Raw genomic sequence first — 26716 nt, forward strand, 5'->3', positions numbered from 1 at the left:
GTCCTGAACGGCCCGCTTCTCCTGGCCGGCCTCACTCCCGCGCAGGCCAATCCCCCGTTCAGCAGAGGGCCCGCGCCTCTGCCCCCGCCACACCACGCCCGCTCTTCCCGGCCCAACTGGCGGTCGGGCGAATGCAGCTCGCCGACGCGTCTGAAGCTGAGATCGCCGAGAAGCTGGGCCTACCCATCGAGACCGTCCGCCAGCACCTGAACCGAATCGACCTCCGTTTCGTCGCCCCCACCGCTGCCCGCCAGGCCGCAGCCCTGCCGCGGGCGGCCATCTCTCTCCCCCCGCTCCCAGTCCAGATACTCGGCCCGACCGACCTCGCAGTCCTGCACGTCCTCGCTGGTCTCCCTGCGGACGACGACCTCCCCACCGAGCTCCGGCCACCGGCCTGTTCCTCGACCACGTCGACGAGCTTCGTGAACGGTGCGGCGCCCGCACCGACCTGCATCTCATCCCCCTGGGCGCCTTCTGGGGCCCTCCTGCCCAGCCTCACCAACCCCGCCTCCGGATTGGAGCAACAGTGACCCGCAACGCACGCTTACCCGTCTTCACCACCAGACTCCGGTGGTCCGCCTCCAACCTCGCCGAGATCGTCCCCAGCCTGATCTTCATCAGCTGGAACGCCGCCGGCATCGCCCTAGCCGGAAGCCTTGTAGTCGACGAGATCGACACCGCCCACGGACTCTCAGTCGCGTCCGCGCCGGACCTGGAGCTGTACGCCGAAGAGCAGCCGCAGGACGCGGCCAAAGCCACGGCAAGCACTCACACGTACCCGTACGAATCCCATACGACGAGCCCGGCCCACCGGACCGCTTCGCTGCCGCTGAACGGCGACGGCCTCCGCGAGGAGGTCTGGTCGTGACCGCGAGACGTTGGCTCTGTACATCGGCCACAGGCCGCCGACGCTGGAGGAGCTGGACCGAAGCTGTGGACGATCGCTGCCGAGCACCGGGAGGTCTGCACCTTGCGCTAGATCCGCCGCTCCCGCGATGACCGGCCCATGACCATGCTGAACCTCCCCGGCAGCCACAAGCACGTTCTCGTCATCGGCGCCCCGCACCCGAACGAGCCGATGGAGACGGCCTCAGCCCTCGCGCTCGCCCCGTAACTCGCCGATCGCCCCGGAGATCGCGAGAAGGTCACCTGGCAGCTCGCGGGATGCGCTGACCGCTACGGCGTCGCGGCCAACCAGGACTGATCGTCCTCGACCTGGCCGCCGACGCTGGCGTCGTACCACCGCGGCCTGGACCGGGCCCTCTGCCACCGCGCGGCGCGGGTGTCCGGCGCCCGCCGGCGGTACTCATGTCGGCCGCTGCGACCGCCCCGAAGGTGCCTATCCCTCCCGGGCACAGCGAGGGAAATTCCTGCCTATATGTGACATTCGCCCTCTTGTTGAAAAGCCACCCAGAAGGGACTGTTGAAGGGGGCCGGATTTCCGGGTGACCGGGCGGGGCAGCCGAGTGACGGCACCCGTTTCTCGGGTGCCAGGACGGGATGCGGAACTATGCCGAGAGCCCTTCGTCTTGGTGGCCTGTTCGCCGTTCTGGTGATGACGCTGGCGGTGATCTCCGTCGGTGTCCACTACGCGGTGGTGCAGATCAGGTCCGACCGGACGCAGTCGCAGATCCGCAACGGCCTCACCCCGGCGGCTGAGGCCGCGCAGGCGCTGGAGGCCGCCGTGGACCTCCAGGCTGTCGCCCACCGCGGGTACCTCCACACCGGCCGCGACGAGTACAGGACCAAGGCGGAGTCGCAGGTTGCGATGGCCGTGTTCCACTACGACGCACTGCGACACCAGCGTCCGCTGTTCCCGGGCTGGATGCGGAGGCGGCAGCGCTCGAAGGCAGGCTGGCCCGCTGGGCCAACGCATTTCAGGCCCCCGCCGCACGGGACGTCTCCAATACCGCAACAGCGGCATCAGACGCGGCCGGGGCGATCAGCGCGGGCGAGCTGGTGCCGGTGATACGAGGGCTGGCGAACCGGATCGACCACGTCCGCACCACCGCCCGCGCGAACGTCGTCAGCAACCAGGGCCAGATGTTCCTGGTCGTGGAACTGGCGGCCGGACTTCTCCTGATCCTGATGTCCGCACTCGTCGTCCTCGTCTCACGCAAGGTGATGGCCCCGCTCACCGCGATCGAGCAGACCCTCGGGCATGCCGCGAACGGCGACCTCGACCCTCAGCCCGGCGCAGAGCGCGGGTGGCTCACGGGCGCGGCGACCGAAGCCGACCGCGTCCGGACCCGCCTGCGCGAGTACCGGTGGGCACACCGCCGCGACCGGGAGGCGCTCACACAGGACGGCCAGACCACCCTCGGCCTGTCCGCCTTCCTCGCACACCTCGACGGCGCCGGCCACGGCGTCCGTGCGGACGGATCCCTCATCCCGGCCGAGGGCCTCATGGCCGGCGACTTCAACGGCGCCCTGCCCCTGCCCGACGGCCGGACGGCCGTGATCCAGGGCGATGTCTCCGGCCACGGCGTCCAGGCAGGACTCGTCGCAGCCATGGCCAAGAGCCGCGCACTAGTGGCGCTGCGCCTCGGGCACAGCGCCCTTGAAGCCGTCGAGACTGCGTGGACGGCCATCGCGGACCAGGACGAGCGGTTCCTCACCCTGGCCGTGGCAGTCCTCGACCCACGGACCGGCACGGTGGAATGGGTGAACGCCGGCCACACCGCGGCGTTCCTCCGACGGACCGGCGGAACCGTCGAACGGCTGACCGTGACCGGCCCCCTGCTCAGCTCCATCGTCACCCCCGACCTCGCGCCCTGGGACACCTACCGCACCCACCTCAGAGAAGGCGACGTCCTGGTACTGACCACCGACGGCCTGGCCGAGGCCCGCAACACACACGGCCACGAGTTCGGCGAACACCGCATCACCGAAAGCCTGACGGCCATGGACACCACCCACCCGGCCGACGTGATCCGCACCCTGCACGCCGCAGCGGACAGATTCGGCATCGACTGGCAACGCGACGACACCACCATCATCGCCGCCACCTTCGACAAAACCCCGGAATGAGAACCTCAGTTCTGAAACAGGTCCGGGCAGAACCTGCCGCACGCGGCTCCCTATTGAGCCCGGAGCCGCCAATAGTTGATCTTGGAGGTGCCGGTCCACCGCCCCGCTGGGGGGTCACATGCGCCAACGCGGCAGGTGCCCGCGCCGACGGCGGGGCAGGCGTACCGCTCCTCGGTGGCGGTCGGCAGAGCCGGTGGAGTGCTCAGCCGTCCAGATCCTTGCCGCCTCGGGGAAGGGTGGTGTCGGCCGGCAGTCGGACTCTCTCCTCGAAGACTTCCTCAGTGACGACAGGAAGGCCGGACTCTTCCCTCCCATGGCGATCGACCGGTGGGCTGCCGAAGGCGTCGCCGTCCGGTTTCAGTGGTGGAGGCTCCTTTGTCGGGCATGCACAGAACACGCTTTTCAGAACTCTTACACCAATTCACATGATTCGCTTCGAATCCGACGTCCGCGATCCCCGCTGCCGACCTCACGCAGGCTCTGCGCGCCGCAGCCAACATCGCACCAGAAGGCGTGAATTGCGCGAATAGCACCCCCTCTCCACACCGCTGGAAGGTATGGACCTGACATCACTTGGCTGAATAATGCTGTCCACTTCGGCCCTTCGGGATTCAACTGACATGGTCCTGTTTCGCCGGCCGGAGCGCGGGGCGGGGCCTCCGCCGATGCCAGAAGTCAGGAGGCCGCTCGTGGCTGAAGGACGACCGGACGCGGGTCCGACGCTGATCCAGTCGGTGCAGCGTGCGCTGAGGCTGCTCGACTGCCTGGAACGGCGGGGCGGCGTGGGCAGTGCCAAGCAGCTCGCCAGAGACGTGATGCTGCCTTTGCCGACGACGTACCACCTGCTGCGCACCCTGGCACACGAGGGGTTCGTCCGCAGCGAGAACGGGGTGTACGTGCTCACCCTCCCGGTCCGGCCGGTCGAGGACGATGGCGAGGTCGTCGCGCTGGGCGTGCAGGGCTGGGTCGAGCACCTCAGCCGTGAACTGGACGCGGCCGTGTACTTCGCGCAGTACCGGGACGGGGAGGTAGAGGTGTCTGCTGTGTCCGGCAACCCGGCCGCCCCGCCGGTCGCCGAGTGGGCGGATTTCCGGGCGACGGCCCACGCGCACGCGATCGGCCAGTGCCTGCTCCGCCAACTCGACGAGGGTGAGCGCGTCGACCATCTCCACCGTCACCCCGTCACACCCCTCACCACTCACACTGTTCCCGACGCGCGCGAGCTGGAGCGGAGACTGGCCGGACTGCCGCGCCGGGCACCGGTGCTGGAGTACCGGGAGTACGAGCCAGGGACAGTGTGCGCGGCGGTGCCGATCTCCGTCGGAGCCTCGGTCGCCACGCTGGCACTGTCCGTTCCCGCAGCCCGCGGCGGGTCTCTCCGGTCACTGGCGGTCCGGCTCCAGGAGTCCGTGGAAGAGGTCCTGATGTCCCGGACGTTCGCCGTCGTCCGGCAGAAGGCCGCACCCTCCTCAATCGCGCAGATCGCGAACGGCTGCGCGTCGACCGACAGCTCGAAGAGGCCCTGACCCACGGCGCCGACCGCTCCACCTCGCGCTCGTCTTCGGCATCGACGAGAAGACAGCCATCCGCTACGGCGACGCCGCTTCTTGCATCAGAAGCCGAGGACACCACGGGGGGTCACAGGCATGCACATCTCCTCGCCTCCTTGAGGATGCTGATCAGGTCGATAGCGCCCCAGCGGCGTTCGATCTCCGTATTCAGAGCGACCAGACTCCCCGGCGCCATCTGCTTGCCCAGAGGCGAAACCTTGATCCACGGCTCGCCGTGCCGGCGGACGATCTCATCCCGCCCGTGGTGCCCAGCTCCAGCGCCGCACCGAAGCGGGTCACAGCATCGCCCAGCCGCTTCGAAGCACATCGATGAATCTCTCCGGGTCCTGCGGCTGCCGGACCGCGTCGTCGTGCACATCCCGGCCGTCCCGACGGCCTGGCCGAGACCCGCGGCGGCCGCCCCTCACCGGCCGACGTGATCCACACCCTGAACACCGCAGCGGACAGACTCGGAATCGACCGGCACGCGACGACATCGAGCCCCTGGGCGGGCGTGCCGAGCACTCATGATCTAACGTGCAAACACCATCGAAAGTATCAATGTGGTGATTTATAGTCACCGCGTCAGGGGGAATGGTGTCATGAGCGGGTTCCAGGCGTCGCTGGTGCGTTCCGCGTTCATCTATTCGCTGCCGTTGGCGGAGATCTACCGGCAGACGTCGTTGTCGCAGCTCACCGAGAGCAGACTGAACAGGCTGATGCCGTACCGGGACCTCCTCGACGCGACGTACCGGAAGGTCCCGTCCCCGAACAACGACACGCTGTACACGGCGTTCGGCTTCGACCTGTCCGAAGGGCCTCTCGTCGTGCAGGCGCCCCCGATCCCCCCGGACCGCTACTTCGTCCTGCCCTTCTACGACGCCTTCACCAATGTGTTCGCCTCGTACGGCACGCGCATGGGGACGACGGACGGAGTGAACCTGCTGCTGACCCCGCCGGGGTACGACGGCCCCGTGCCGCCGGGGCTCACCGAATTGCGCTCGCCCTCCTTCATCGGCGTGATGCTCGGCAGGATCCTGGTCCAGGGCCCCGAGGACCTCGACGCGGTACACACGATCCAGGACCGGTTCGTGGTGGAGCCGCTCGACGGCTGGCTGAAGGGGGTGCGCACGCCGGCCCTGGACGTGAAGCACCCGCAGCCTGTGCCGGGCTTCACCTTCTTCGACACCCGCAACAACCCGGAAGGCTTCTGGCAGGGCGTGGGCGAGATCATCGTGGGAACGCCGGTCCCGGACACGGACCGCGAGCTGTTCGACACCTTCGCACCGCTGGGGCTCACCCAGGAGGGCTTCACCTTCCCCGAGGACCCGGACGAGCGGGCACTGCTGCTCCAGGAGACCGAGGCGTCGTGGAAGTTCATCGCCGACTTCACCGCCGACCAGTCCGCCGCCGAGGCACACGGCGTGAAGTTCTTCAACTCCAACGGCTGGGGATGGCCCTCGGCCGTCCGCGACCCCCAGAACGTGGGCAGGACCTCCTACGGCGAGAACTACCTCGTCCGCGCCTGGGTGAACTACCTGTACTACGGCATGCTGCCGTCCGACGAAGCTCTGTACCCCGCGGTGTACACCGACGCCGACGGAGCCCGTCTGCACGGTGACCACACCTACACGCTCACGCTCCCGGCAACCGGGCGTCCCGTGCGCGAGAACGGCTTCACGTCGGTCACCCTCTACGGCGACGACGGCTACTTCGTCCCCAACCCGCAGAACACCTACAAAATCGGCGACCGCGACCGGGACCTCGTCACCGACGCCGACGGCAACACCGTCATCACGATCAGCGCCGAGCGCCCCACGCACGCCACGAACTGGCTGCCCGCGCCGCGCGGTGGTCTCTTCTACCTGATGTACCGGGCATACCTGCCGGTCGACACGGTCCTCGACGGGACGCACACCTTCCCGGGCGTACACAAGGTGCGTTGAGGACGCTGGTCGGACACGCGGTCGGTCCGCTGACCACGTCACGCACTTCGAGGGCCGAGCCGTGGGACGGCCTCGGCCCTCGAAAACTGAGCGTCGAGAACGTCTCACAGGGTCAGCGCTCGGCACACTGCGAGGACCCGATACGGACCGTCAGGCGCAGGGGTTGGTCCTGACGTAGGAACCGTTCATACGGCCGATGGCATCGGTGGTCGTGCTGCTGTCCCAGTACATCGAAGCCCGGAATCCGCCGCCGACGAAGACGCCGTTCGCTGCCTGCTCACAGGTAAGCCCTTCCTCGCCGACGATGTCGTACGAACTGGGGCCACTTCGCCGGAGGTAGGTGTCCGGGTAGATGGCGTGCTTGGCGTCCAGGGATTCGAGCTTGAAGGTCATGGTCACGTTGCAGGGCTTGTCGTAGTACCAGAGGCCCGCCTCGCCTCCCCACTTGTAGCTGCAGTTCACGCGGGCCGCGGGGTACACCTTCTGATCCTTGACGTGGTAACAGGTCTCCACCTTGGCCCACACGTAGCCGTCCTGGCCGTAGACCTCCTCGGTGTCGCCGGTACACACCGTGCCTTCCGACACCGCGACCGCCGGCGCGGGAACGCTGACCACCATGGCCGCACCCAGAGCAGCGGCAGCCGAAGCCGCCTTCGCGAACCACCGATATCCCATGTTCTTCTCCTCTCGCGGATCGCCCGAAATGGGACAATCCCTGCCCTAGAACGACCGCAAGGAAGATCGGCAACGGCCAGGAACTCGCTCGGCACGCCAGGCAGCAGCGTTCCAGCCAATGATGGCCGCAACCACCCGCTCCGGCCCGCCCCAGAACCACGCCCCCAGCACAGGTACTGACGAGGCAGCGGCCTTCTTCGAGGCCCTCCTCACCCAGAAGGTCGCAACGTTCATTGACCGGGATGGTGAGTCCGGCGCGCCGCTTTCGGAGGGGGTGTGAGCAGCGATTGAGGGGCGCCGTCAGGCCACGCGACAGAGCGCCGGCCAGGAGGTGCGTTCTCCGTTCGTCAGCCGGCGGCCAGGGTCAGGAACTCCTCGACGCCCTCGGCGGTCCGTACGTGCCGGAAGGCAGGGACGAGGTCCTGGACGAGGGCTTCGCAGCGCGGTGCTCCGATGCGGCGGGCGAGTCGGAGAGCTTCTCCGGCGGTGCGGGCGGCGATCTCCGGCTCCTTGAGTTCGAGGTGGCTGGCCGCCTGGTAGGCGAGGAAGACTCCGCGGGTCTTGTCACGCTCGGGGGGCAGAAGGGCACGCCCTTCGGTGATCAGCTGGTGTGCACGGGCCGTGTCGCCGAGGTCGAGGAGGGCCTGGCCGGTGTCGACGGCCAGGTCGGCTTCGCCGTACCAGGAGCACCAGGCGGGCAGGGGCCTCGTGGTCGAGGCCGCGAGAAGCCGTTCGGCTTGGGTCAGGGCGCGTCGGGTCTTCCGCTCGTCTTTCTGGGCGGCCAGGGCCCGGGCGAGGCGGAGGTGGAGCAGACTGCTCGCGGCGGGGTGGTCGGTGCGGGTGATGGCGTGGGTGAGGATGCCTACGGCGGTGGGGTGGTCCTTGCACCAGGCCGCCTGGTAGGCGAGGTCTCCGAGCATGGCGGCGCCCATGTCGCGGTCCCCGGTGGCCTGGGCGCTGTGGAGGGCGCCGACCCAGTGCTTCGTGGCGGTCGTGTGCTGTCCGCGGTCGAAGCGGTGCCAGGCGGCTGTCTGCGCGAGGGAAGCCGCCAGGTGGTGAAGCCGCTGACCCGTCGGTTTGTCGTAGCGGCCGTGCTCGATCAGGTCGGTGACGGTGGCGAGGTGCCCGTCGAGGAGCCCGGTGAGGTGCTGACGCTGCTCGGTGGCGATCGAGCTGAGGCGCTGCGTGGTGTCCTCGAGCAGGGTGACCAGGTCGCCTCCCACGCTCGGGCCGCCTTTCGCGGAGGAGAGGTCGACGGGCCCCGCACCTGCCCAGGCGGCGGCGAGGCCGGTGAGGGCCACACCCGAAGCGGAAAGAAACGCACGTCGGTCCATAGTGCTGCTGAGGGCCTCTCGCAGAGCGGGCACGGTGCTGAACGGGCCGAGGGGGACGATCCCCGTGTCGCCCCCAAGGAGCCAGTTCGGCCAGGTGGACGGGTCGACAGCGTCGGCCGGCATCCCCAGAGCCTCGGCGATGTCGTGCTGAGTGTCGGCGTCGGGGACGACTCCCCGCTCCCACTTCCGCACGCGTTGCCTGTCCGCCCCGGAGCGCAGACCACGGCGAGCCGCGGCGGCGCGGACCTCGGCCGCGAAGTCGGGCCCGGTCAGTCCGCGTTGCCATCGGGCGTAGGCGAGCGGGTGGGTGAACTGGTCCACACCGCTATACAAGCACCGTCTCCGGCCTTCCGTGTCTCCTTCGACCGAGGGGACTACCGAGGGACTACCGGCAACCCCTTTGTCGGTATGGACAGTTGAGCCATCCTCGAAGTCCTGCACGAGAGACGGCGACAGCCTCAAGCGGCAGGTCCCTTCGGCCTCTGCGGACTCCGCCGAGAGCCTCCTCGCGAGACCTAAACTCAGCGCTTCCGCCCCGGCCGGCCCTCGTGGCCCGACTTCGGGTGTGGCCGGCGGGCGCGTTCCGACGATTCCTGAGGAGAACCCCCGTGTCCGAGAAGGTCACCAAGGCCAAGGCGCTGTGTTACATCGTGCGCGACGGCAAGCTGCTGGTCCACCGCCACGTCGACTTCCCCTGGGAAGAGGTCGGCGTCCAGGTCCCGGCCGGCAGCATCGGCGAGGGCGAGACGCCCGAGGCGGCGGCGATGCGCGAGGCCCGCGAAGAGACCGGCCTGCAGGACTTCAAGATCGTGCGCAAGCTCGGCGTGACCGAGTACGACATGGGCCCGTACCGCCCCGAGATCCAGGAGCGGCACGTCTTCCTTCTGGAGCTGACCGAGCCGACCCCCGAGCGGTGGGCGAGCCAGGAGGACCACGACGGCGAGCAGGAGCCGACCCGGTTCGAGTGCTTCTGGATCCCGTTGAAGACCGCACATGTGCTGCAGTCCGGACAGGGCGCGCTGCTCGGGCTCCTGGACGTCTGACCCCACCCATTTACTCGACCCGTACAGGGAGGCAGCCGATGCACAGCACACCTGCCGGGCACAGCCCGATCGACGAGCTGTACCGCAGCCTGGAGACCGACGACGGCAAGGCGGCCGTCTCAGTGATCCTCAAGGTGCGCGGGGAGACCTGCGACATCGACTGCCTGTACTGCTACGAGAAGCGCAAGGAGGCCCCGGGGGGAGCTCGGATCGACGCCGGGCAGGTACACCGGCTCGCTGAGATCTTCCCGGGCCGCCGTCTCGCGGTCGAACTGCACGGCGGCGAGCCGCTGACCGCGGGCCGCGCGCACATCGCCGAGGTACTGCACGAACTCGCCGCGGAGCCGGCCGTAGTCCGTGTCTCGATGCAGACCAACGGCATCGCACTGGACGATGCCTGGCTGGACCTGTTCGAGTCCGCGTACTCGGGGCTGCGGATCGGCGTCTCGCTGGACGGGGACGCGAAGGGCAACGCCTGGAGGGTCGGATACGACGGTCAGCCGGTGTACCCGAAGGTGGCCGCCGCCCTTCGGCTCCTGGCTGCCCGCGGGTGGAAAGCCGGGGTGATCGCGGCGGTCACCCCGGCCGTCCTCGGTCGCGCCGAGGAGGTCCTGGATCACCTGGCCGGGTTCGAGGCGGTCAACGCCGTCAGCTTCGTTCCCTGCTTCGACACCCCCGTGCAGCGGCCCACCGCCGTCTCCGGTCGACGGGTTCCGGCGAGCCGGCTGCTCCAGCAGGTGGCCGTCGGCGCCGAAGGCGGCCCGGCCTGGGCGGTCAGCCCGGAGCAGTACGCGGAGTTCGTCCTCGCTTCCACGACCCGGTGGATCGGTGCCGGGTACTTCACCCGGCTGAAGCTGGAACCGGCGGTGTCGACCATCCGCCGACTCCAGGGGCTGGGCACCGGCTTCTGTCACTTCTCCGATCTGAAGTGCGATCACGTCTTCACGCTCTACCCCGATGGACGATTGGGCAGCTGCGACGAACTCCCTTGGCCGCAGGCCCAGATCGGCCGTATCGACCTGGTGACCGGGGAGCCGGGGATCGCCGCCGCCCAACGTCGGCTTCCTCTGCTGAGCCAGGGCAAAGACCTGATGCAACGGTGCGCCGGCTGTTCTTACCGTTCGGCGTGCGGCGGGGGCTGTATCGCCACCCGCTGGCGCTACGAGAAGTTCGGGGACCAGGACGCCTATTGCGACTACCGCATGCGGATGATCGACGGGATCGCGGCCCTCCTCGCTCAGCCCGCGCATCCGGACGGCGCCTGGTGCCGCACGGCCCGCTGGCGCCCGCGGACACCGAACAGCATGCGAGACGTCGACGGCTTCCTCGCCCGGTGGAGCCACCGCGACGAGGAACCCCTGCCAGCAAGGCTGCACACCAGCACGTACGGCAACATCAACACCGTCGGCGAACCGGGTGTTCACGAGGCCGACGACCTCGACCCGGCCCACCCCCAGTGGTACGAGGCGATCGAGACCGGCGTCCGTCCGCTGGTCGATGCCATCACAGGCCCGTGGGGCTGTGTCACGTACGACAGCTGCGAGGGCCACCGGTACGACGGCCTCGACATGCCGCCTACCGAACGCCGAATCGGGATCCTCCCGCGCGACCGGGCAGAGTGCGCCCGCGTGGCCGCCGCGCTGTGCCGAGCGGCCACCGCCGCGGCGCCCGCCCTGCCCGCTTCCGTCCAGGTGACACTGGGCCGCACCGAACTGGAGTGCGAGACCAGTGGGCGAGGCGTACCCGTGCTCGATCTGGTCCTGCTGCCCTCACCCGGACACGACTGGGGGTCGTACTTCGCGGCCGTGGACAAGGCGACCCGCATCGTCGCCGGCGCCCTCGGCCACGAGCGACCGACCAGCTACGGATGCGCCTGCCCCGTTCCGGCACCGGAGACACCCCTCCATGACGGGGTTCCGGTGTGAGCGGCGAACGGGGTCTGCACGAGCTGACCGTCCACCAGCTCCTCGGACGCATTGTCTACTTCCACGTACTGCTCATCGCCCCCGAGCCGCCGAGCGCGGGCAGAACGCCCATGCCAGGACCGGCCTGCTGCCGTCACCAGGCTCGCGGCTCACGCTCCCGCGCCGCGGTACTGGAGAGCTCCGCGTGGGGAGCGCTCATAGAGATCGCGGCCGAGCTGCCCGACGGCCACCGACCCTGCCCGCACACGTCCGACGAGTGCTGCGCGACCTGCCGTGTCACCTCAGCCTCCATGGCGGTGGGCAGGAGCTGGGCCACGGCCGAGTACCGCGCCTACTACCAGAACGAGCCGGGCTCTCAGCTCGTCCGCGACTGTGGCCGCGCGGTGGCCTACCGGCTGGGACGGGTCTTCGCAGCCCAGCACCCAGCCTCGTGTACGGCTCCAGACCGGCTCGCCGCCGAACCGCCGGCCTCTGAGCGTCTACCTGGCGTGGAGGAACTCCCGCTGACCGGAGAGCTGCTGATCCTGTGGACGGAACCGGACGCCACCGCCCAGTCACCCGTGGCCAGCTGGCTCAACCACTGCACCGGCGGCCTGGGCGACGTTCGCCGCGTGCTCGAATCGAGGAGGACCCCTTCGTGATCCACATCGCCGAGACCGTCACCACCGGAAGTGTCGAAGGCTTCCTCACCCCCGCCGAACGGGACCAGCTCGCCGCCCTGATGCGCACCTTCCTCACCGAGGAGCGCCGAGGGCACTTCGATGACCAACGGACCAGCTCCATCCACGAGATCCCCGGCCACTCCGCCGAGCAGGCCATGGCCGTCTACGAGCCGGCCGGACGAGTGGAGATCCCGAGGATCCCCCAGCAGGCCGAGCGGCTACTCCAGGACGCCTTCGACCGCGCCCGCCCCGCCCTGTCCCGCGTCATGCCCTCGATCACGACGTGCCGACCGTGGACGTACGTCGAGTACGGGCCCGGCCAGCACATCACCTCCCACCTCGACGGCATCGCCCCCGACCCCAGCGCCTGGCCCCGGCAGATCGCCGGCATCAGCGTGGTGATCAGCGAGGCGGAGGCCGGTGGCGGGTTCTACGTCGAAACCTCCTCCAACAGCCGCTTGTGGAGCACCCAACTCGACCACGCCCCCTGCAACGGCTACGCGCACGGCATGTGGCTGGCGCACGACGGTGCCGACCACTCTGCCGACTGGTTCACCCAGATGCCCCGAACCCGCTGGAACGTGAGCCCCACCCCGGGCACCGCCCTGCTCTACGGCTCCCAGCTCGCCCACGGCACCGAGCCTGTGGTCCACGGACGGTGCGCGAAGTTCATCAGCTGGCTGACCGCCGAAGCCGACGAGCGGTGAAGGGGATGCTGCTGGCCTTGGAGGGTATCTCCGGAGCGGGCAAGAGCACCCTGCGCGACCGGCTCCTCCGCGCCGCACTCGCCGAGGGCCTGCCGCTTGGCCACCTCGGCCAGTTCTCCTGGCTCTCGCTGCCCGCCACACGGGCGATCGTCCAGCTGCGCTCCGGCCTCCGCACCGCCAGCACCCCCACGGCGATGGACGCAGTACGACGAGACCTCGAGCTACACGGCCGCCACAACCTGGCTCCTGCCCTCGCCCGCGGGCACGTCGTCGCCGACCGGCTCACCCTGTCCACCGCCTGCCTGTTCGCCCTGGTCCACGACCTGCCCGTGGCCGACTGCGTCCGGCAGCTCGCCCAGGTGCGCGCAGCGCGCGCTGAGCTGACTGTCCTGCTGACCACGCCGGCCGATCTGTGCCACGAACGACTCACGCAACGGGTCACTCGACGCCGCTTCGGCGAAGGCCCCGACATCGCCGAACGCCTCGCCGACCTCTACGACCAGGCAACCATCACGTGGGCGGAGGCAACCGGGCTGCCGGTCCTGCGGCACCCCTGCAGCACCGGCACCGACCTGGACACGCTGACCGCCTTGTGCCTGGGCGCCCTACGCCAAGCCCCCGCGCCCACGGCGCACGTGTAGGAGGAGTACCCCCGACATGCGTCTGCATCCGATGCACCCTGCCGCCTGGGTCCTCGACCAGCTCGGGACCGAGGGGTGGCAGGTCCACAGCCTGCTCTCCTTCACCCGAGCCAGCACCCTGGCCCTCGTCAGCCGTGACGACCAGCCGCCCGTAGTCCTCAAGGCCGGATTCGGCAGCAACCACGTCCTCGCCGAACTCGACGAGGAAGACCGTCCGGCCGCGTACGGCTTCTACTGGTACGCCGAGATGACCCCGCCCGAACGCGCCCTCGCCCGGCAGGACTTCCGGCACGAGATCGCGCTCGCCCGCACCGCCACCGGTGCGAGGCACGTCACTCCGCTCCTGGCAGAAGGCACGACCGACCGGTTCGACTGGTACACGATGCCCTACTGCCCCAGCGGGTCCTTCCGCTCCTGGCTCTCCGCCTCGCACGACGAGAAGACCACGGCCGCGGGGCTGGGCATCCTGGCCGACGTCGCGGCCGGCCTCACCCACCTGCACGGATGCGGCATCGTGCACCGCGACGTCTATCAGGAGAACGTCCTCGTCCACGACGGCCACGGGATGATCACCGACCTCGGCGCCGCCCGGCTCACCACCACACCCCGAGGACCCGCCGGTCGTGGACCGGAGGTCCACTGGCCCCCGGAATACGCCTCGTCCTACAACGCCGCCACCCCGGCCGCCGACGTGTTCAGCCTCGGGATCCTGGTCCACCGCTTCACATCCGGCGACATCCCGCGCCACGGCTACCACGGCCTGGACTCCGCACCCGCCTCACTGCGCCCGCTGCTCACCGGCGCGCTCGCGGCCGACCCCAGGGATCGCCCCACCATGACGGACCTGCGCAACGGTCTCCGGCGGGCGGCCGAACCGAGTTCCGCGCCGCAACCGCACCGCGGCCCCTAGCACCCTTCGAAAGGAGGGCGCGCAGTGCAATCCGCCCGAGCACCCCCGCCCCTGCCCCTGCCCGCGCACACGACACCGACCACCCCAACATCGAGAGGACAAACCGATCATGACCGAGAACCAGACGACCCCCGAGTCCTTCCTCGCCGCCGTGGACACCCTGCGCGACGGCGAGGACGCCGTCCGCGCCACCGCCCACACCTCCAGCGTCTCCGCCGAGGGCTGGACCGCCGCCGAGACCGCCTCCGAGGGCACCGACGCCTGAGCCGCCACGCACTGACACGCCGGCGGCGGTCCGCCGGTGGTCATCCTGGGGCCGGCTCCTTCGGGGCCGGCCCCAGGCCCAGCCTACGGAAGGACCCCCCTCGTGCCCGCACCTGCCATCGACTTCGCTTTCTCCCCCATCCAGACCCTGCACCTGGAACGCACACGGCAGATCCACAGCCTCTTCCGAACCTCCGTGGGCAGGACCGAGCGGCCGGCCGACGCCTACTGCCTGGCCCATCACGCCCTCGAAGGCGCCGAGGCCGCCGCCCGGGCCGGTAACACCCCTGCTTTCGACTGGTACCAGGCTCACCCCGACGCGAACGGTCCCGCCCTGGCCACGCCGACCGCCGTCGGCCACCGCATCGTGGTCTCGCCCAACCCGAGCCGTATGCAGCGGTCTTCGATCTCCGACACCGCTTACTACGCCCTGGGCCCCGACACCACCGTCGCCCCGGCGAACGAACTCGCCCTCGCCACGGCCGCCTACGCCACGGCCAGCCGAAACGGGTTCGGCGAACTGCTGGCGGACCACGCGGTCGTCACCTGCCTCCTCCGGCGCAAGACACTCGCCGACTCCCTCGTCAGCTGGGCCATCACACGACTTCCGGGAACCGTCTACACCGATCACGTCGACGACCCTGTCGTGCTGGCGCGGGACCAGATCCACGAAGCCGGCCACAACTGGCTCAACGACGCCCTGACCTCGACCGAGTGCAAGCTCAGCGAGGAAGCGACGTTCCACTCCCCCTGGAGAAACGCACGAAGGCCCGCGTTCGGATTCCTCCACGCCTGCTGGGCCTTCCCCCTGACCATGATCTACACCGCCCGCGTCCTCGCCGAGACTGGCGGTGCCGTCCACCGCTTCCTGACCGGCTACCTAGACCAGCAGCGCCGCCTGCTCGCCGCCACCACCACCGATCACGCGAACGCGCTCACCCTCATCCCCCACACCGTGCTCCGGCAGCGCCTGCACACCGTGTACACCATGGCACTCGCGCTGTAGTCCCACTCCAGGCCCAGTCGATCCACACGGCAGCGGCCAAGGCCCCCGAAACACCGGACCATCTGCCCGAGCTCCAACAACAGCTCCCGTGCGCCCCACCACGGCCCGGACACGGGCACACCCGGAATCGGAGGCGAGGAGGAACGGTCTCGGTGAGGTCCGGGGGCACCCGTCCGGCGTCGACGCCCTCCTCGGCCGCCACCCCGGGCCCCGGCTCACCGTCCTCGGCTAGCCCGCCCCCGGCCGCCCCTCACAAAGACCCCATCCTCACCCCGGTCGAACAACAACCCCTGGGCCTGCCCGACCGTCACCCGGACGGATCCCTCGCCAAGGGCAGCGGAGCAGCCCCCATCCGCTCGTGGTGGGAGGCGCACTAGATCCCGACCCAACGACCATCCCCCATGGTCTCCAGCAGAAAGGCTCCGATCCACGTGGCCCCACCCCTCTCCCCCGGCACCCTGGCCTCTCCTCAGCAGTATCGTGACGGAGCTCGCTTGGCCTGCGAAGCCGCATCCACTGCGCTGGCCGTGACCAATTGAGCGCCTGGGCCATGGACAGAACTGCGGTCGCCGTGCTCGCACAGGACCCGATCTCGAAGGCCGGCGTCGCCAGCCAGCTGCGGCCGCGCCCAGAGATCACAATGACGGAGTGGGGAGAGGCCGTCGACCCGGCGCCCGAGGTCGTCGTGCTAGTCGTGGACACGGTCGACGAAGAGACGCTGCGGCTGCTGCGGAACATCTGCCGCACCAGCACCGCCCGCCCCGTCCTCGTTACGACGGACATCGACGAGCAGAAGCTGGTGAACGCGGCGGAGTGCGGAGTCGCCGGGGTGATCCGGCGCGCGGAGGCGACATCGGAGCACCTGGTACACGTCATCGGCACGGTCGCCAAGGGCGCCGGATACCTCCCCTCCGACCTGCTCGGCCGCCTCCTGGAGGAGGTCGGCCGACTCCAAGGCCAGGTCCTCGCCCCGCGTGGGCTGCACTTCACCGGCCTGGCGACGCGCGAGGTGGACGTGCTGCGCCTGGTCGCGGAGGGCTACGACACGGCGGACATCGCCGCGAAGCTCTCGTACTCCGAGCGCACCATCAAGAACGTGCTGCACGGCGTCATCACCCGACTCCAACTCCGCAACCGGTCGCACGCGGTGGCGTACGCGATGCGACAGGGACTCATATAGCGAGCCCGGCATCGCGTGCATGGGCACTCCCTCAACGTCGATCCGGCCGGAGTGCTGTCAGTCTGTCGGGCGCTCCTCCGACGATGCCCACCACTGCCCGAGCCGGAACTGGTCGCCGGGTTCGAACCCCAGGCGCTCGTACAGCTTCGTCAGATGGTTCGTGAGGGTACGGGTACTCACACCCAGGTCGTAGGCGATCGCTGCTTGCGTCCTGCCCTTACTGAGTCCCTCGAGGATCATCCTGGTCATCGGCGTAGTGACAGCTTCCGCAGATTCCTGTCCGCGTTGCTCACCCAGCCAGGGCTCGGCCCGCCTCCATTGATCGTCGAAGACCTCCGACAGGAAGGCAACCAGCCCCCGATGATTCACTTTCCAGCCTGTCTTCCGAATCGAAGACGCCACGTGATCACCAACGATGACGAATGCGTCATCAATCAGCACCATGCGACGAAAAGGTCCCTTAAGGGTGCGCACTTGCGCGCCGTACTGAGTCACCGCCTCAGCCCATACCCTCTCCGGATCCCTCATGCGCGCCTCGTCCGCGTAGATGGTGCGTAGGGCGAGGCCCCGCTCCAAGAGCTGGATATCGCGCGGAAGTGATGCCTTCATCGACCGGCCAGGGCGCGATATGGGGTGCGCGGTGTGCACGCGCGTGCGGGCCGCTGCCAGCGCCGTGATGATCGCGCCGTTGGCTTCGTCCTTCGTTGCCATGTACCTGATTCCGGCCTCACCTCGCTCCGCTCTCCCGGGGAGCGTTTCGAAGACGGATTCCAGCGTCTGCAGACGAACGACAGCGTCGGCTATCTCTTGCCGCGCCTGGTCAACTTGATGCCTCCAGGTGCGGAAGGGATCGGCCTGCACGTACATCTCTTCCTCGTAGATGTTGGGGACCACGAGGGCGTAGTCGAGAAGCTCGTCCAGTCCGGGCTCGTCCCTTTGGTGTGCAACGTCGCCCTGGCCAATTCTCTTGTAGAGGCTCAGCGCTTCCGGGGAAAGACCACCTGCAGCTGCGGCTGGCGTCCGTTCGGAAGGTTCAGGCACCACCCCCGTACCTCCTGCCTCTTTCCGCAGTTGCGTCCACGCGAAGGTGCGCACAGACGCAACTGCGATTCCTTGATCCCCACGTCTGCGGCGGAGAAAATAGGTCAACGACCTGCGGCACCTCTACCAGGGTGACCCGCCAGGGGGGCAGCCGCACTCTGACGTGCGACAAAGGGGTGAAAAGGTCACAACCAGGTTTCCTCTTGCATGCTCGGAGAACGCCTTCCCAACACGGGGCTGCAGCGCGAAGCCGACCAACCCATGACCTCTGAGGTAGACCCCATGAAGCAGATCAAGAACTGCGTTGCCATCGCCGCTGCGACGTTCGTCGCCCTCGTCTCGCTCGGGTGCATGACACCCGCCGCTGACGACGTCCTGCGTGCGGACCCGAACTGGGACTCGGCACCAGCGGACATCAGTGAGGCCAAGAGCCCGACGCACGTCTAGCAGTCTGCAAAGTGCCGCCCCATTCGTCGTTCATGCGGGGCGGCAGCGCTCGCTTCTCGCACGCCCCCACTTCGCCCCACGGGGCGCCCTCTGACCGGACCAGGGCACCTCGGTGACGATGCCCCCCGAAGCTGCGGTCCTAGCCGAGTCCAGGCGGTCAGGGAGACAGTCCTTGCCGTCAGCCTCGATGGCGAGACGCGGACGAGGCCCAGCATCGTTGTCGCTGCGTGCCCAGCGCGCCGCCGGCTTCGATGCCTGCCCGTCGCCGACGACAAGGCCGCGCATCTGTTCTCGCCCAGAACAGCCGCCTGTCGGGGCCGTACGAGAAGTTGTACGGGGTTGTAGAGCTATGTCTAGACCTTGCCGCACGGTCCTCGTATGTTCGTCGTCGCTCGCCGGGCAACCCGTCCGGCGAGAGTGGACGGAGAGGAGAGGCATGACCAGCACGCGCAGCCGTCGCGCCGGATAGACGGCAGAAACAGCGACGGCGCCTGAGAGAGGCAACTCTCAGACGCCGGACGCTCACGATGCTCCGCCCAGGCAAGGGTCGGAGATCACCTTCATCCGCACCGATCCTTCTCACAGAACCATTGGTGCGGCTTCACTGCTCAGGAGATTATGTCATGTCTGCTGCTCGCCGCGAAAGACCGAACCCTTGGGCCCGCGCGACATCGGCCCCCGTTCGCAACCCCGCCCACGGGGGTGCTGTCTGATGGCCCGCATCCGAACGATCAAGCCCGAGGCGTTCGAAAGCGAGGACCTGGCAGCGGTCAGCGTGACCGCGATGGTGACTTTCTTCGGTCTGCTCACCCAAGCCGACGACTCCGGCCGCTTCCGTGACCACGCCGCGATCATCGCGGGACGGCTCTGGGCCCTGCGGGCCGACCACACGCCGGCGAACGTGGCCATTGACCTGGAGCAGCTCGCCGAGGCCGGCCTGATCTGCCGTTACATCGGCTGCGACGGGAACGCGTACCTCCACGTGGTGACGTGGGAGAAGCACCAGAAGATCGACCGGCCCTCCGCCTCCCGGCGCCCACGTTGCCCGGCCCACCAGGGCCACCAGAAGTGCGGTGCCTGCACGAAGAACTCATGCCCGACGGCCGAGCGCCCCCGCACCTCGCTCCCCGGCCTCCCGCGCACCGCACGGGCCGCTTCGTCCCAACCTCGTGGAAGCCTCGACACACGGAATTCGGCCGCCGCCGTGCAGCCGCCGGCCGTCTCGGAGGAGGTCGTGAGCGGCGGGCCGGTGCGGGTGAGTAGCGACGAGCCGCCTGCCCGAGCCGGCTCGGGGCTATCCGGCGAATCCGCAGGTCACAAGGGATTCGGCGACGATTCGGCAAGGGCTCGCGAGGGTGCGGCGTCTGGATCTAGGATCCTGGATCCAGGATCTTTCCCTAAGGGGGGCGATGCCCCCGCCCCGCGTACCGGTCCGGTCGGCACTTCGGCGAAGGCGCTGGTGGCCGAATACATACGGGAGTCCGCGCACAAGCCTCCGAAGGACGTCGTGGGGCTTGTCGGCCGCCAGGTGAAGGGGCTGCTGGAGGAGGGTTTCGACCCGGCGGTGATCCGGAGTGCCCTGGAACGGCTGCGGCTGAAGGGCCTGCACGGGAGTGTGCTGCCGAGCCTGGTCAACGAGGCGTTGAACGCCTCACCGCCTCCGACCGCCGTCGGCGCCTCCGGCGCGGGGCCCTGGGCCACCTCCGGCTACGTGCCCTACCTCGACCCCGCTGCCGAGCCGACCGGATTCGGAGGCCGGTTGTGACCCGCTACCAGCTCGACGACCCGCAGCCGCCCGTGCCTGAGCGTCTGCGAGCCCGCCTGGAGGCCAAGCTCGCCGAGCGCGGAATCAACCCTGCCGCCGCGCTCCCCGACACCCCGGAGCCCATCCCGGCCCTGGAGGCGGCGCAGCTGCGGATCCCGATCGACTACCGCGAAGCCCTGGTGGAGCACGCCGAAGTCGCCGCCTGGGTACGGAAGGTCTCTGAGGGCGCGGTCGCCCCGTCCGCCGGCGGGCTGAACCCGCAGTACGGCGCGTCCGGACGCCGACGGATCATGCACGGGCCGTCGCTGATGCTCTGGGGGAATCTCGGGACCGGCAAGACGCACCAGGCGTACGCCGCGATCCGGGCGCTGACGGCCACCGGGTGTGGGGTGTCCTGGCACGCGACCACCGCCGCCGATCTGTTCGGCGACACCCGGCCGCAGGCCGGCGTGGACCTGGAGCACCAGCTCCGCCGGATCGTCCGGGTGCCGCTGCTGCTCCTGGACGATGTCGGTGCGGCGAAGGTGTCGGCGTGGAACGAAGAGGTCCTCTTCCGGCTGGTGAACTGGCGCAGCGAGAACAAGCTGCCGACGATCTTCACCACGAACCTGGCGCCGGTCCGCGAGCTTGCCGAGTCCGCCCGGCAGCCGGTCCTGCGTGACGTGGTCGGCGACCGCGTGCTGAGCCGCCTGTCCGGCATGTGCACCCCGGTCCGCTTCACCGGCCCCGACCGTCGCTTCCAGCGCTGAGACGCGCCTCCCTTTCCTCGGCCCGCCGCCGCAGCCGGGCCCATCCCTCCGCCTCACCCCGCGCCTCCGCCGCCCCGCGGCGTTGAGGAAGCCCGAGGCGTACCCGAAAGACACCCACCCTGATGCGCTACATCACCACCAACACCGGTCCGCAGCCGACCATCCGCTCGATCGCCGACCACAGCTGGCACTCCCGCGCCGCCTGCTACGGCATCAACCCCAAGGAAGCGGACAGGCTCTTCTTCCACGGCCCTCGCAACTATCGCGACCGTCACCAGGCCAAGCAGGTGTGCGCGGCCTGCCCCGTGCAGCGGGACTGTATGACCTTCGCGCTGGAGAACAAGGTCGAGCACGGCATGTGGGGCGGCCTGACACTCAAGGAGCTCGCCAATTGGCGCAAGAAGCTCGACAGCCGGCTCGACTACGCCCGAGTGCGCTCCGCGATCAACGGGCGGGACGTCCACCTCAGCAGTCTGGAGCGCAAGGCGGTCGTCCGGTACGCCTGCACCCGGGGCTGGACCACGACCCGCCTGGCCCATGTCCTGGGCATCACGGTCGAGTGGGCCCGCGACGTGATGAGCGAGGAAGCCCGCGCCATCGAGGACCGCGACCGGCACAACGTGCACGCCGATCCCGCCCCGGCCACGGAGGCCCAGAGGGGCGAGTCGAGCGCGGAGGGCCCGCCGCCGAGCAGCGTCCAGCACACGGACGGCTCTGACGCCGTGCGCCCGGGCGACGCGGTCGTCCCGGTGGACCGGCACGTCCACACCCCCGTCATTGTCGACAACCTCCGAAAGGCAGCATGACTCACCCTCACCCGACCGGCCGCGCCGCTCAGCGGGCGGCTGAGCGGTACGTCCTGATCGCCGCCGGCGCCGTCATCGTGGCCTTGACCATCGCGTCCTTCTGGCTGTCCTACGCTCACCTGGCCGAAGTCGCCGGCCAGCACGGGCTGGGCAGTGCCCGCGCCAGGCAGTGGGCATGGCCGGGAACAGTAGATGCCTTCATCGTGACCGGCGAGCTGCTCATGCTGCGGGCAGGGCTGAGGCGAGTCACGGACTGGTGGGCGATCGGCTTGACGGTCACCGGGTCGGTGGGCTCCATCGCGCTGAACGTGGCCGGCGTCCGGGGCGGCAGCGGCGGACCGGTCCCGCTGCTCGACTACATCGTCGCCGCAGTCCCCCCGACCGCCGCCCTGCTCGCCTTCGGAGTCCTCATGCGGCAGATCCACCAGCTCGTCGCCCCGCAGACCCGAACCCATGAAGAGGCGACCCCGGGGACCCGGAACGGGACCACGACCGACGCGGGGACCGCAACCGGGACCGGAACCGAGTCGGGGACGGCGCCCGACATGGGGACCGGGACCTACCAGGGGACCGACACCGGCACGGGGACCGGGACGGGGACCGGGACGGGGACCGAGTCCGGGACCGAGTCCGGGACCGAGTCCGGGACGGGGACCGACACCGGCACGGGGACGGGGACCGAGACCGGGACCGAGTCCGGGACGGGGACCGGGACCGGAGCGGGGACAGCGGCCGACATGGGGGCCGGGACCTACCAGGGGACCGACACCGGCACGGGGACGGGGACCGGGACCGAGACCGGAACGGGGACCGACACCGGCATGGGCACCGGGACGGGGACCGGGACCGAGACCGGCACCGGGACCGGCACCGGGACCGGCACGAGGACCGAGGGCGGCCAGGAACCGTCCCCGGGAGCAGGAGGCCGGCGTCCCCGGCTGACCGTGGACGAGATCGTCGACCTCGTCCGTCCCCACGTCCCTGATGTCCTGGAGCGGGACGGCAATGAGGCGGTCACCCGCGTGCAGCTCCGCAAGATCATGCGCGAGCACAAGATCCCGATTCGGAACGAGCGGCTGACCCCGGTCTTGGCCCTCCTGCGTACCACCCAGCCCACGCCTGCTAGGAGCAACCGATGAAGACATGCCAGGAGTTCGCCCGCATCCGGGCGAAGTACGAGCAGGAGACCACCTACTTGCTCAATCACGCCGCCCGCCGCGGTTCGGCCGCGAACGGCAGCGCGGGGCTGGCCATGGGCAGCAAGCACCGCATGGCCCGGGATCTGTCCGGGCATGTCGCCCGGTGCCTCGAATGCGGGTAGTCCCCCCCGCCAGCAGGACTGCCCGTGACCCCCACCGCTCCGGCCTCCGTCCGGAGCGGTCCCACTTCCTCCCCGAATCGAGAACGCAGGCCATGCCGGACTCGCAGGAACCGCCCCTCCCCTCGGCCATTCAGCTGGGGACCAACTCGTCCCCAAGAGAAGCAAGTTATCGGCCAAGACACTCTTCCCCGTCGGGGAAGCGCGTCTTGGCCGGTCCCGCCCCGGAGGGAGCGGGAGTGGTCCAGCACCAGGGGGTGCTGGACCACGAGGCAGCGACCGAGGGCGGATCGCAGCCGGAGAAGCCCGAGCCCCGCCGCAAGCGCCGTGCCGCGAAGACCGCTTCGCGCAAGCGCTCGCCGAAGCCCGATCCTGACAAGCGTTCCTACGTGTGCAGCGTCCGTCTCAGCACCGCCGAGAAGCAGCAGCTCGTCGACGCCGCCGCTGCCGCCCGTACGAGCCTTCCCGCCTTCCTCGCCCGCGCTGCTCTCGCCGCCGCCCGGGACCCGGAATCCGCCGCCGGGTCCATCGCCGGCGAACGCGAGCTGATCTCCGAAGTCTTCGCCGCCCGCCGGCACCTCGGTCACGTCGGCAACAACCTCAACCAACTGACGAGGGCGGTCAACTCCGGCGGCCGCCCGGCGGACGCTCAGCTCGACGCCGTGCTCGACGCCGTTCGCCGGGCGGCCGAGCGCGTCCAGGCCGCCACCGACAAGCTCCTCGAAAGCCGCTAGGAACATGGTCCCGAGAATCCACAAGCGCGGGAAGCGCACCATCGGCCTGCTCTACTACCTGTACGGGCCAGGCAAGGCCGAGGAGCACACCGACCCGCACCTCGTGGCGTCCTGGGACCATGCCGCCCCCGACCCCGGCCGCGACGCCGAGGCCACGTACAAGCAGCTCCAGCAGCTCCTCGACCAGCCCCTCGCTCTCCTCACCGACGACCAGCGGGCGAAGCCGCACGTGTGGCACCTGTCCGTGCGCAACGCGCCCGGCGACCGGATCGTCACGGACGAGGAGTGGGGCGACATCGCCCGGCGCATGGTCGCCGCCGCCGGCATCGACGACCCCGACCAGGGCGCGGGCTGCCGCTGGGTCGCCGTGCGGCACGCCGACGACCACATCCACATCCTCGCCACCCTCGCCCGCGAGGACGGCTACCGACCCGACCTCGACCGCGACGCCGTCCGCGTCCAGGCCGAGGCACGCCTCCTGGAACAGGAGCTGGGACTGCGCCGCCTCAAGCCCGGCGACGGCACCGCCGCCCAGCGGCCCTCCAGCGCCGAGCAGCACAAGGCGGCGCGCCAGGGCCGCGAGCGCACCGCCCGCGAGGAGCTGCGCGAAACCGTGCGCCGGGCTGTGGCCGGCGCCGTCAGCGAGGAGGAGTTCTTCGGCCGTCTGGCAGCCGTCGGCCTTCTGGTGAAGACGCGCGTGGCCCCTTCCGGCGACCTCCTGGGCTACAAGGTCGCGCTGCCCGACGACCGCAACGCGAAGGGTGAGCCCGTCTACTACCCCGGCGCCCGCCTCGCCCCCGATCTCTCCCTTCCCCGCATCCGCGAACGCTGGACCGCGGGCTCCCCCGCCCGAGACGGCGACCCGGTCCAGCCGCTGCACTCGGTTCCCGCGGCGCCTGCCACAGCGCGGCGTAGCGCGGCGGCTGCCGCCTGGCAGGCCGTCCTGGTCGTCGAGCACGGCCAGGACGGCGTCGCCGCCGCCCATATCGCCGCCGCCGGAGAGGTCCTCGACGCGCTCTCGAAGACGTCCGCCGCCCACACCCGGCGCGAACTGCGTGAAGCCGCAGCGGCGTTCGAGCGGGCCTCCCGCTCCCACGTCCGCGCTGAACGTGGCCACGACCGTGCCCTGCGGCAAGCCGCCCGCGACCTCGTCCGCGGTGGGACAGCCCTTGGGCGCGGCGAGGACGGCGCGAGCACAGCCATGGCGATCGACATGCTGTTGTTCCTGATCACTGCCGCCGCTCACTGGCATGCGAGGAAGGACCACGCGCAGCAGGCCGAGGCCGCTCAGCAGGCCGCCGAGTACCTTCGGGCCGCCTACCGCGCTGCCGCCGGCCACCCACTCGCCGTGCTCCACCAGCGCGGTCGGCACCTCGCCCGTCCCCTGCTCCAGCGCCAGACCTCCCTCGTGCGCGCAGCGGTCCCCCACCTCGCCGACCAGGTCCTCGCCGAGGAAGGCTGGTACGCCCTGGCGGCCACCCTCGCCGACGCCGAGGCCGCCGGCCACGACCCGGCTGCCCTGCTCGCCGACGCGGCCGGCCGGCGCGAACTCGGCACCGCCGAGTCGGTCAGCGACGTCCTCGTCTGGCGCCTCCGCCGGACCGCGGACCTCCCCGCAGACGCGACCGGCATGCCAGCCGCCGCCCGCTCTGGCACGGCGCCGTCGAGCGGAACAGCACGAGAGAGGGAACAGCGCGGCCACCGGCGCCGGTAGTCGAGCCACTCCTTCCGCCCCTTAGCCTCGGGGCCCCTACAACCGGCAGAGCGACGGCCACGTGCCGCTACTTCTCCTCGCCTCCGCGGGATCTCCCCCAGTCCCGTGCGCGAGATCGCTGAGACTGATCTGACCAAGGGCCACATGGCGCGCGAGGTTATCCCGAAGGAGCATCTCGCCGACGGCGAGTGGCCCGAGGTCAGGCTGCCCCTGACGCTTCCCCGGCCACCCATCTGGACGGGCCGTGCCCCTCTCCCCCAGCCCACCCCACCGTGACCAGTGCAGTCAACGGCGATCTGCCTCCGGCACCCAGACCGTGCTGCTGGAGAACGCCCTCAGGTGCGAACTGTGGTCTTGCGGCCTCTTCCGCCAGCGGGACGACCAGACCCACACGAGATAGCAGACCAAGGCCCTGCCACCTACCGAAGCATCCGCCGCCAAGCACTCGGCGACATGACATTGGCATTTCCCAGAGTTGAAGCTGCCTGACCCCTCGCGGCACGATCCCCATCCGACGGAAGCGCCACAGGAAGGGGAGACGTGTTCGGACGTAGGCGTGTGGCTCGTCAGCAACAAGGAGCATGGAAGTGGGCCCGGGAGGTGAGCGCCACACATGTGGAGCCCCCACTCGACTCTCCCACTGTGGTGCGCCAGGACGTGGAGGGGCTGATGATGGCACACCCCCACCCCCTGGTTGTCGACGGAGACGTCCGGGCGTGCGGGACATGCGGGTCCTATCGCGGCTGGATCGTGATCAGCCTCCGTGACGAGGTCTGGCTGCGCTGCCCCGCCGGCCACGAACAACACGAACCCTGCCTCGACACCACGTGGTACGACCGGCACAGCGGCCCGGTCACTCACCGGCACGACACGTACGACGACGGCCTGCGGGACCTCGGCCACTGACCCGCCCCTACCCACGATCCCGCCCGAGACCGCCGGAAGAGAGCCTGCTTCGGGCCCGGCGCCGTCAGCCCGCCCGACCACCGAAGGATTCCCGTGCACCGTCGCGTCTCCACCGTCCTGTCCCTCGCCGCCATCGCTACCCTCTCCGTCTCGGGCTGTGCGAAGGACAACTCGATCCCGGCTCCCTCCAGCTCCTCTCCGGCCCCCGCAGGGAAGTCGACTCTTGCCGCAAAGCCCGCAGACGCCCCGCTCACCTCGGCAGCCCTGGCCAAGCGGCTGCTGGACGAGACCGACCTCGGCCAGGGCTACACCCGTCAGAAGGAAACCGGTGATGGCGACCGCGACGACGTCACCGTGATCGGG

Annotated in this window: 25 protein-coding genes and 1 pseudogene; 23 read left to right on the forward strand and 3 right to left on the reverse strand. The window is 69.8% G+C overall.

Annotated elements, in window-relative coordinates; all coding sequences use genetic code 11:
• Positions 1-526: 526 nt before the first annotated feature.
• The 4 genes from ACFXMG_RS29495 (at position 527) to ACFXMG_RS29510 (ending at position 6526) form a co-directional block, all read left to right on the forward strand.
• On the forward strand, positions 527-868 hold the full coding sequence (locus ACFXMG_RS29495) for a hypothetical protein (protein ID WP_383816489.1): 342 nt from the start codon (positions 527-529) through the stop codon (positions 866-868).
• 1091 nt (positions 869-1959) lie between these two features.
• A complete protein-coding gene (locus tag ACFXMG_RS29500; protein ID WP_383816487.1) occupies positions 1960-3030 on the forward strand; it encodes a PP2C family protein-serine/threonine phosphatase in 1071 nt (356 codons plus the stop codon).
• A 689-nt stretch (positions 3031-3719) separates the two neighbouring features.
• Complete coding sequence (locus ACFXMG_RS29505; protein ID WP_383816485.1) at positions 3720-4556, forward strand: IclR family transcriptional regulator; 837 nt, start codon at positions 3720-3722, stop codon at positions 4554-4556.
• A gap of 626 nt (positions 4557-5182) precedes the next feature.
• Positions 5183-6526 (forward strand): DUF1254 domain-containing protein, encoded by a 1344-nt coding sequence (locus ACFXMG_RS29510; protein ID WP_383816482.1) that lies wholly within the window; start codon positions 5183-5185, stop codon positions 6524-6526.
• Positions 6527-6676: 150 nt separating this feature from the next.
• On the opposite strand, the gene ACFXMG_RS29515 is transcribed toward ACFXMG_RS29510, so the two are convergent.
• Positions 6677-7201 carry a hypothetical protein gene (locus ACFXMG_RS29515; protein ID WP_383816481.1) on the reverse strand — a complete coding sequence of 175 codons (525 nt, stop codon included), beginning with the start codon at positions 7199-7201 and terminating at the stop codon, positions 6677-6679.
• A 347-nt stretch (positions 7202-7548) separates the two neighbouring features.
• Entirely contained in the window at positions 7549-8856 is a 1308-nt protein-coding gene (locus tag ACFXMG_RS29520; protein WP_383816478.1) for an XRE family transcriptional regulator, read from the reverse strand.
• Between the two features lie 287 nt (positions 8857-9143).
• Here ACFXMG_RS29520 and ACFXMG_RS29525 point away from each other — a divergent pair, with 287 nt between their 5' ends.
• The 9 genes from ACFXMG_RS29525 (at position 9144) to ACFXMG_RS29565 (ending at position 16873) form a co-directional block, all read left to right on the forward strand.
• Positions 9144-9578 carry an NUDIX domain-containing protein gene (locus tag ACFXMG_RS29525; RefSeq protein WP_383816476.1) on the forward strand — a complete coding sequence of 145 codons (435 nt, stop codon included), beginning with the start codon at positions 9144-9146 and terminating at the stop codon, positions 9576-9578.
• Between the two features lie 38 nt (positions 9579-9616).
• Positions 9617-11503, forward strand: coding sequence for a radical SAM protein (locus tag ACFXMG_RS29530; RefSeq protein ID WP_383816473.1), 1887 nt, complete (start codon positions 9617-9619; stop codon positions 11501-11503).
• Complete coding sequence (locus tag ACFXMG_RS29535; RefSeq protein ID WP_383816470.1) at positions 11500-12144, forward strand: hypothetical protein; 645 nt, start codon at positions 11500-11502, stop codon at positions 12142-12144. Before ACFXMG_RS29530 ends, ACFXMG_RS29535 begins: the two co-directional genes overlap by 4 nt.
• The gene (locus ACFXMG_RS29540; protein WP_383816467.1) at positions 12141-12872 is read left to right on the forward strand and encodes a hypothetical protein; all 732 of its coding nucleotides are present in this window, start codon (positions 12141-12143) and stop codon (positions 12870-12872) included. The genes ACFXMG_RS29535 and ACFXMG_RS29540 overlap by 4 nt, the downstream gene beginning before the upstream one ends.
• A gap of 5 nt (positions 12873-12877) precedes the next feature.
• A complete protein-coding gene (locus ACFXMG_RS29545; protein ID WP_384902645.1) occupies positions 12878-13513 on the forward strand; it encodes a hypothetical protein in 636 nt (211 codons plus the stop codon).
• Between the two features lie 16 nt (positions 13514-13529).
• Positions 13530-14423 carry a protein kinase gene (locus ACFXMG_RS29550; RefSeq protein WP_383816462.1) on the forward strand — a complete coding sequence of 298 codons (894 nt, stop codon included), beginning with the start codon at positions 13530-13532 and terminating at the stop codon, positions 14421-14423.
• A 109-nt stretch (positions 14424-14532) separates the two neighbouring features.
• The gene (locus ACFXMG_RS29555; RefSeq protein ID WP_383816459.1) at positions 14533-14688 is read left to right on the forward strand and encodes a hypothetical protein; all 156 of its coding nucleotides are present in this window, start codon (positions 14533-14535) and stop codon (positions 14686-14688) included.
• 102 nt (positions 14689-14790) lie between these two features.
• Positions 14791-15693, forward strand: coding sequence for an aKG-HExxH-type peptide beta-hydroxylase (locus ACFXMG_RS29560; protein ID WP_383816456.1), 903 nt, complete (start codon positions 14791-14793; stop codon positions 15691-15693).
• A gap of 550 nt (positions 15694-16243) precedes the next feature.
• Positions 16244-16873, forward strand: coding sequence for a response regulator transcription factor (locus tag ACFXMG_RS29565; protein WP_383816453.1), 630 nt, complete (start codon positions 16244-16246; stop codon positions 16871-16873).
• A 57-nt stretch (positions 16874-16930) separates the two neighbouring features.
• On the opposite strand, the gene ACFXMG_RS29570 is transcribed toward ACFXMG_RS29565, so the two are convergent.
• Positions 16931-17968 carry a LuxR C-terminal-related transcriptional regulator gene (locus ACFXMG_RS29570; RefSeq protein WP_383816451.1) on the reverse strand — a complete coding sequence of 346 codons (1038 nt, stop codon included), beginning with the start codon at positions 17966-17968 and terminating at the stop codon, positions 16931-16933.
• 228 nt (positions 17969-18196) lie between these two features.
• Here ACFXMG_RS29570 and ACFXMG_RS29575 point away from each other — a divergent pair, with 228 nt between their 5' ends.
• From ACFXMG_RS29575 to ACFXMG_RS29620, 10 genes and pseudogenes are all read left to right on the forward strand, one after another.
• On the forward strand, positions 18197-18361 hold the full coding sequence (locus ACFXMG_RS29575; protein ID WP_383816449.1) for a hypothetical protein: 165 nt from the start codon (positions 18197-18199) through the stop codon (positions 18359-18361).
• A 655-nt stretch (positions 18362-19016) separates the two neighbouring features.
• Positions 19017-20126, forward strand: a complete 1110-nt coding sequence (locus tag ACFXMG_RS29580) for a hypothetical protein (protein ID WP_383816447.1) — start codon at positions 19017-19019, stop codon at positions 20124-20126.
• Positions 20123-20875: an ATP-binding protein gene (locus ACFXMG_RS29585; protein WP_383816444.1), complete on the forward strand. Its 753-nt coding sequence runs from the start codon at positions 20123-20125 to the stop codon at positions 20873-20875. The genes ACFXMG_RS29580 and ACFXMG_RS29585 overlap by 4 nt, the downstream gene beginning before the upstream one ends.
• Before the next feature lie 122 nt (positions 20876-20997).
• Entirely contained in the window at positions 20998-21681 is a 684-nt protein-coding gene (locus ACFXMG_RS29590) for a WhiB family transcriptional regulator (protein ID WP_383816441.1), read from the forward strand.
• Entirely contained in the window at positions 21678-22820 is a 1143-nt protein-coding gene (locus ACFXMG_RS29595) for a DUF2637 domain-containing protein (protein WP_383816438.1), read from the forward strand. The genes ACFXMG_RS29590 and ACFXMG_RS29595 overlap by 4 nt, the downstream gene beginning before the upstream one ends.
• Entirely contained in the window at positions 22817-23002 is a 186-nt protein-coding gene (locus tag ACFXMG_RS29600; protein WP_383816436.1) for a hypothetical protein, read from the forward strand. Before ACFXMG_RS29595 ends, ACFXMG_RS29600 begins: the two co-directional genes overlap by 4 nt.
• Positions 23003-23238: 236 nt before the next feature.
• A complete protein-coding gene (locus ACFXMG_RS29605) occupies positions 23239-23733 on the forward strand; it encodes a plasmid mobilization protein (RefSeq protein WP_384338867.1) in 495 nt (164 codons plus the stop codon).
• A gap of 4 nt (positions 23734-23737) precedes the next feature.
• Positions 23738-25447 (forward strand): relaxase/mobilization nuclease domain-containing protein, encoded by a 1710-nt coding sequence (locus ACFXMG_RS29610; RefSeq protein ID WP_383816430.1) that lies wholly within the window; start codon positions 23738-23740, stop codon positions 25445-25447.
• A 750-nt stretch (positions 25448-26197) separates the two neighbouring features.
• Complete coding sequence (locus tag ACFXMG_RS29615) at positions 26198-26353, forward strand: hypothetical protein (protein WP_383816428.1); 156 nt, start codon at positions 26198-26200, stop codon at positions 26351-26353.
• Between the two features lie 93 nt (positions 26354-26446).
• Positions 26447-26716, forward strand: a pseudogene (locus ACFXMG_RS29620) (hypothetical protein); the annotation flags it as partial.

The organism is Streptomyces sp. NPDC059201 (assembly GCF_042754585.1).
Classification (GTDB): domain Bacteria; phylum Actinomycetota; class Actinomycetes; order Streptomycetales; family Streptomycetaceae; genus Streptomyces.

Bases quoted from the DNA above. Each gene is read 5' to 3' on its own strand.
- ACFXMG_RS29600 (WP_383816436.1), top strand. From the start codon at position 22,817: ATGAAGACATGCCAGGAGTTCGCCCGCATCCGGGCGAAGTACGAGCAG.
- ACFXMG_RS29515 (WP_383816481.1), bottom strand. From the start codon at position 7,201: ATGGGATATCGGTGGTTCGCGAAGGCGGCTTCGGCTGCCGCTGCTCTG.
- ACFXMG_RS29595 (WP_383816438.1), top strand. From the start codon at position 21,678: ATGACTCACCCTCACCCGACCGGCCGCGCCGCTCAGCGGGCGGCTGAG.
- ACFXMG_RS29530 (WP_383816473.1), top strand. From the start codon at position 9,617: ATGCACAGCACACCTGCCGGGCACAGCCCGATCGACGAGCTGTACCGC.
- ACFXMG_RS29590 (WP_383816441.1), top strand. From the start codon at position 20,998: ATGCGCTACATCACCACCAACACCGGTCCGCAGCCGACCATCCGCTCG.
- ACFXMG_RS29550 (WP_383816462.1), top strand. From the start codon at position 13,530: ATGCGTCTGCATCCGATGCACCCTGCCGCCTGGGTCCTCGACCAGCTC.
- ACFXMG_RS29565 (WP_383816453.1), top strand. From the start codon at position 16,244: ATGGACAGAACTGCGGTCGCCGTGCTCGCACAGGACCCGATCTCGAAG.
- ACFXMG_RS29610 (WP_383816430.1), top strand. From the start codon at position 23,738: ATGGTCCCGAGAATCCACAAGCGCGGGAAGCGCACCATCGGCCTGCTC.
- ACFXMG_RS29510 (WP_383816482.1), top strand. From the start codon at position 5,183: ATGAGCGGGTTCCAGGCGTCGCTGGTGCGTTCCGCGTTCATCTATTCG.
- ACFXMG_RS29545 (WP_384902645.1), top strand. From the start codon at position 12,878: ATGCTGCTGGCCTTGGAGGGTATCTCCGGAGCGGGCAAGAGCACCCTG.
- ACFXMG_RS29575 (WP_383816449.1), top strand. From the start codon at position 18,197: ATGAAGCAGATCAAGAACTGCGTTGCCATCGCCGCTGCGACGTTCGTC.
- ACFXMG_RS29555 (WP_383816459.1), top strand. From the start codon at position 14,533: ATGACCGAGAACCAGACGACCCCCGAGTCCTTCCTCGCCGCCGTGGAC.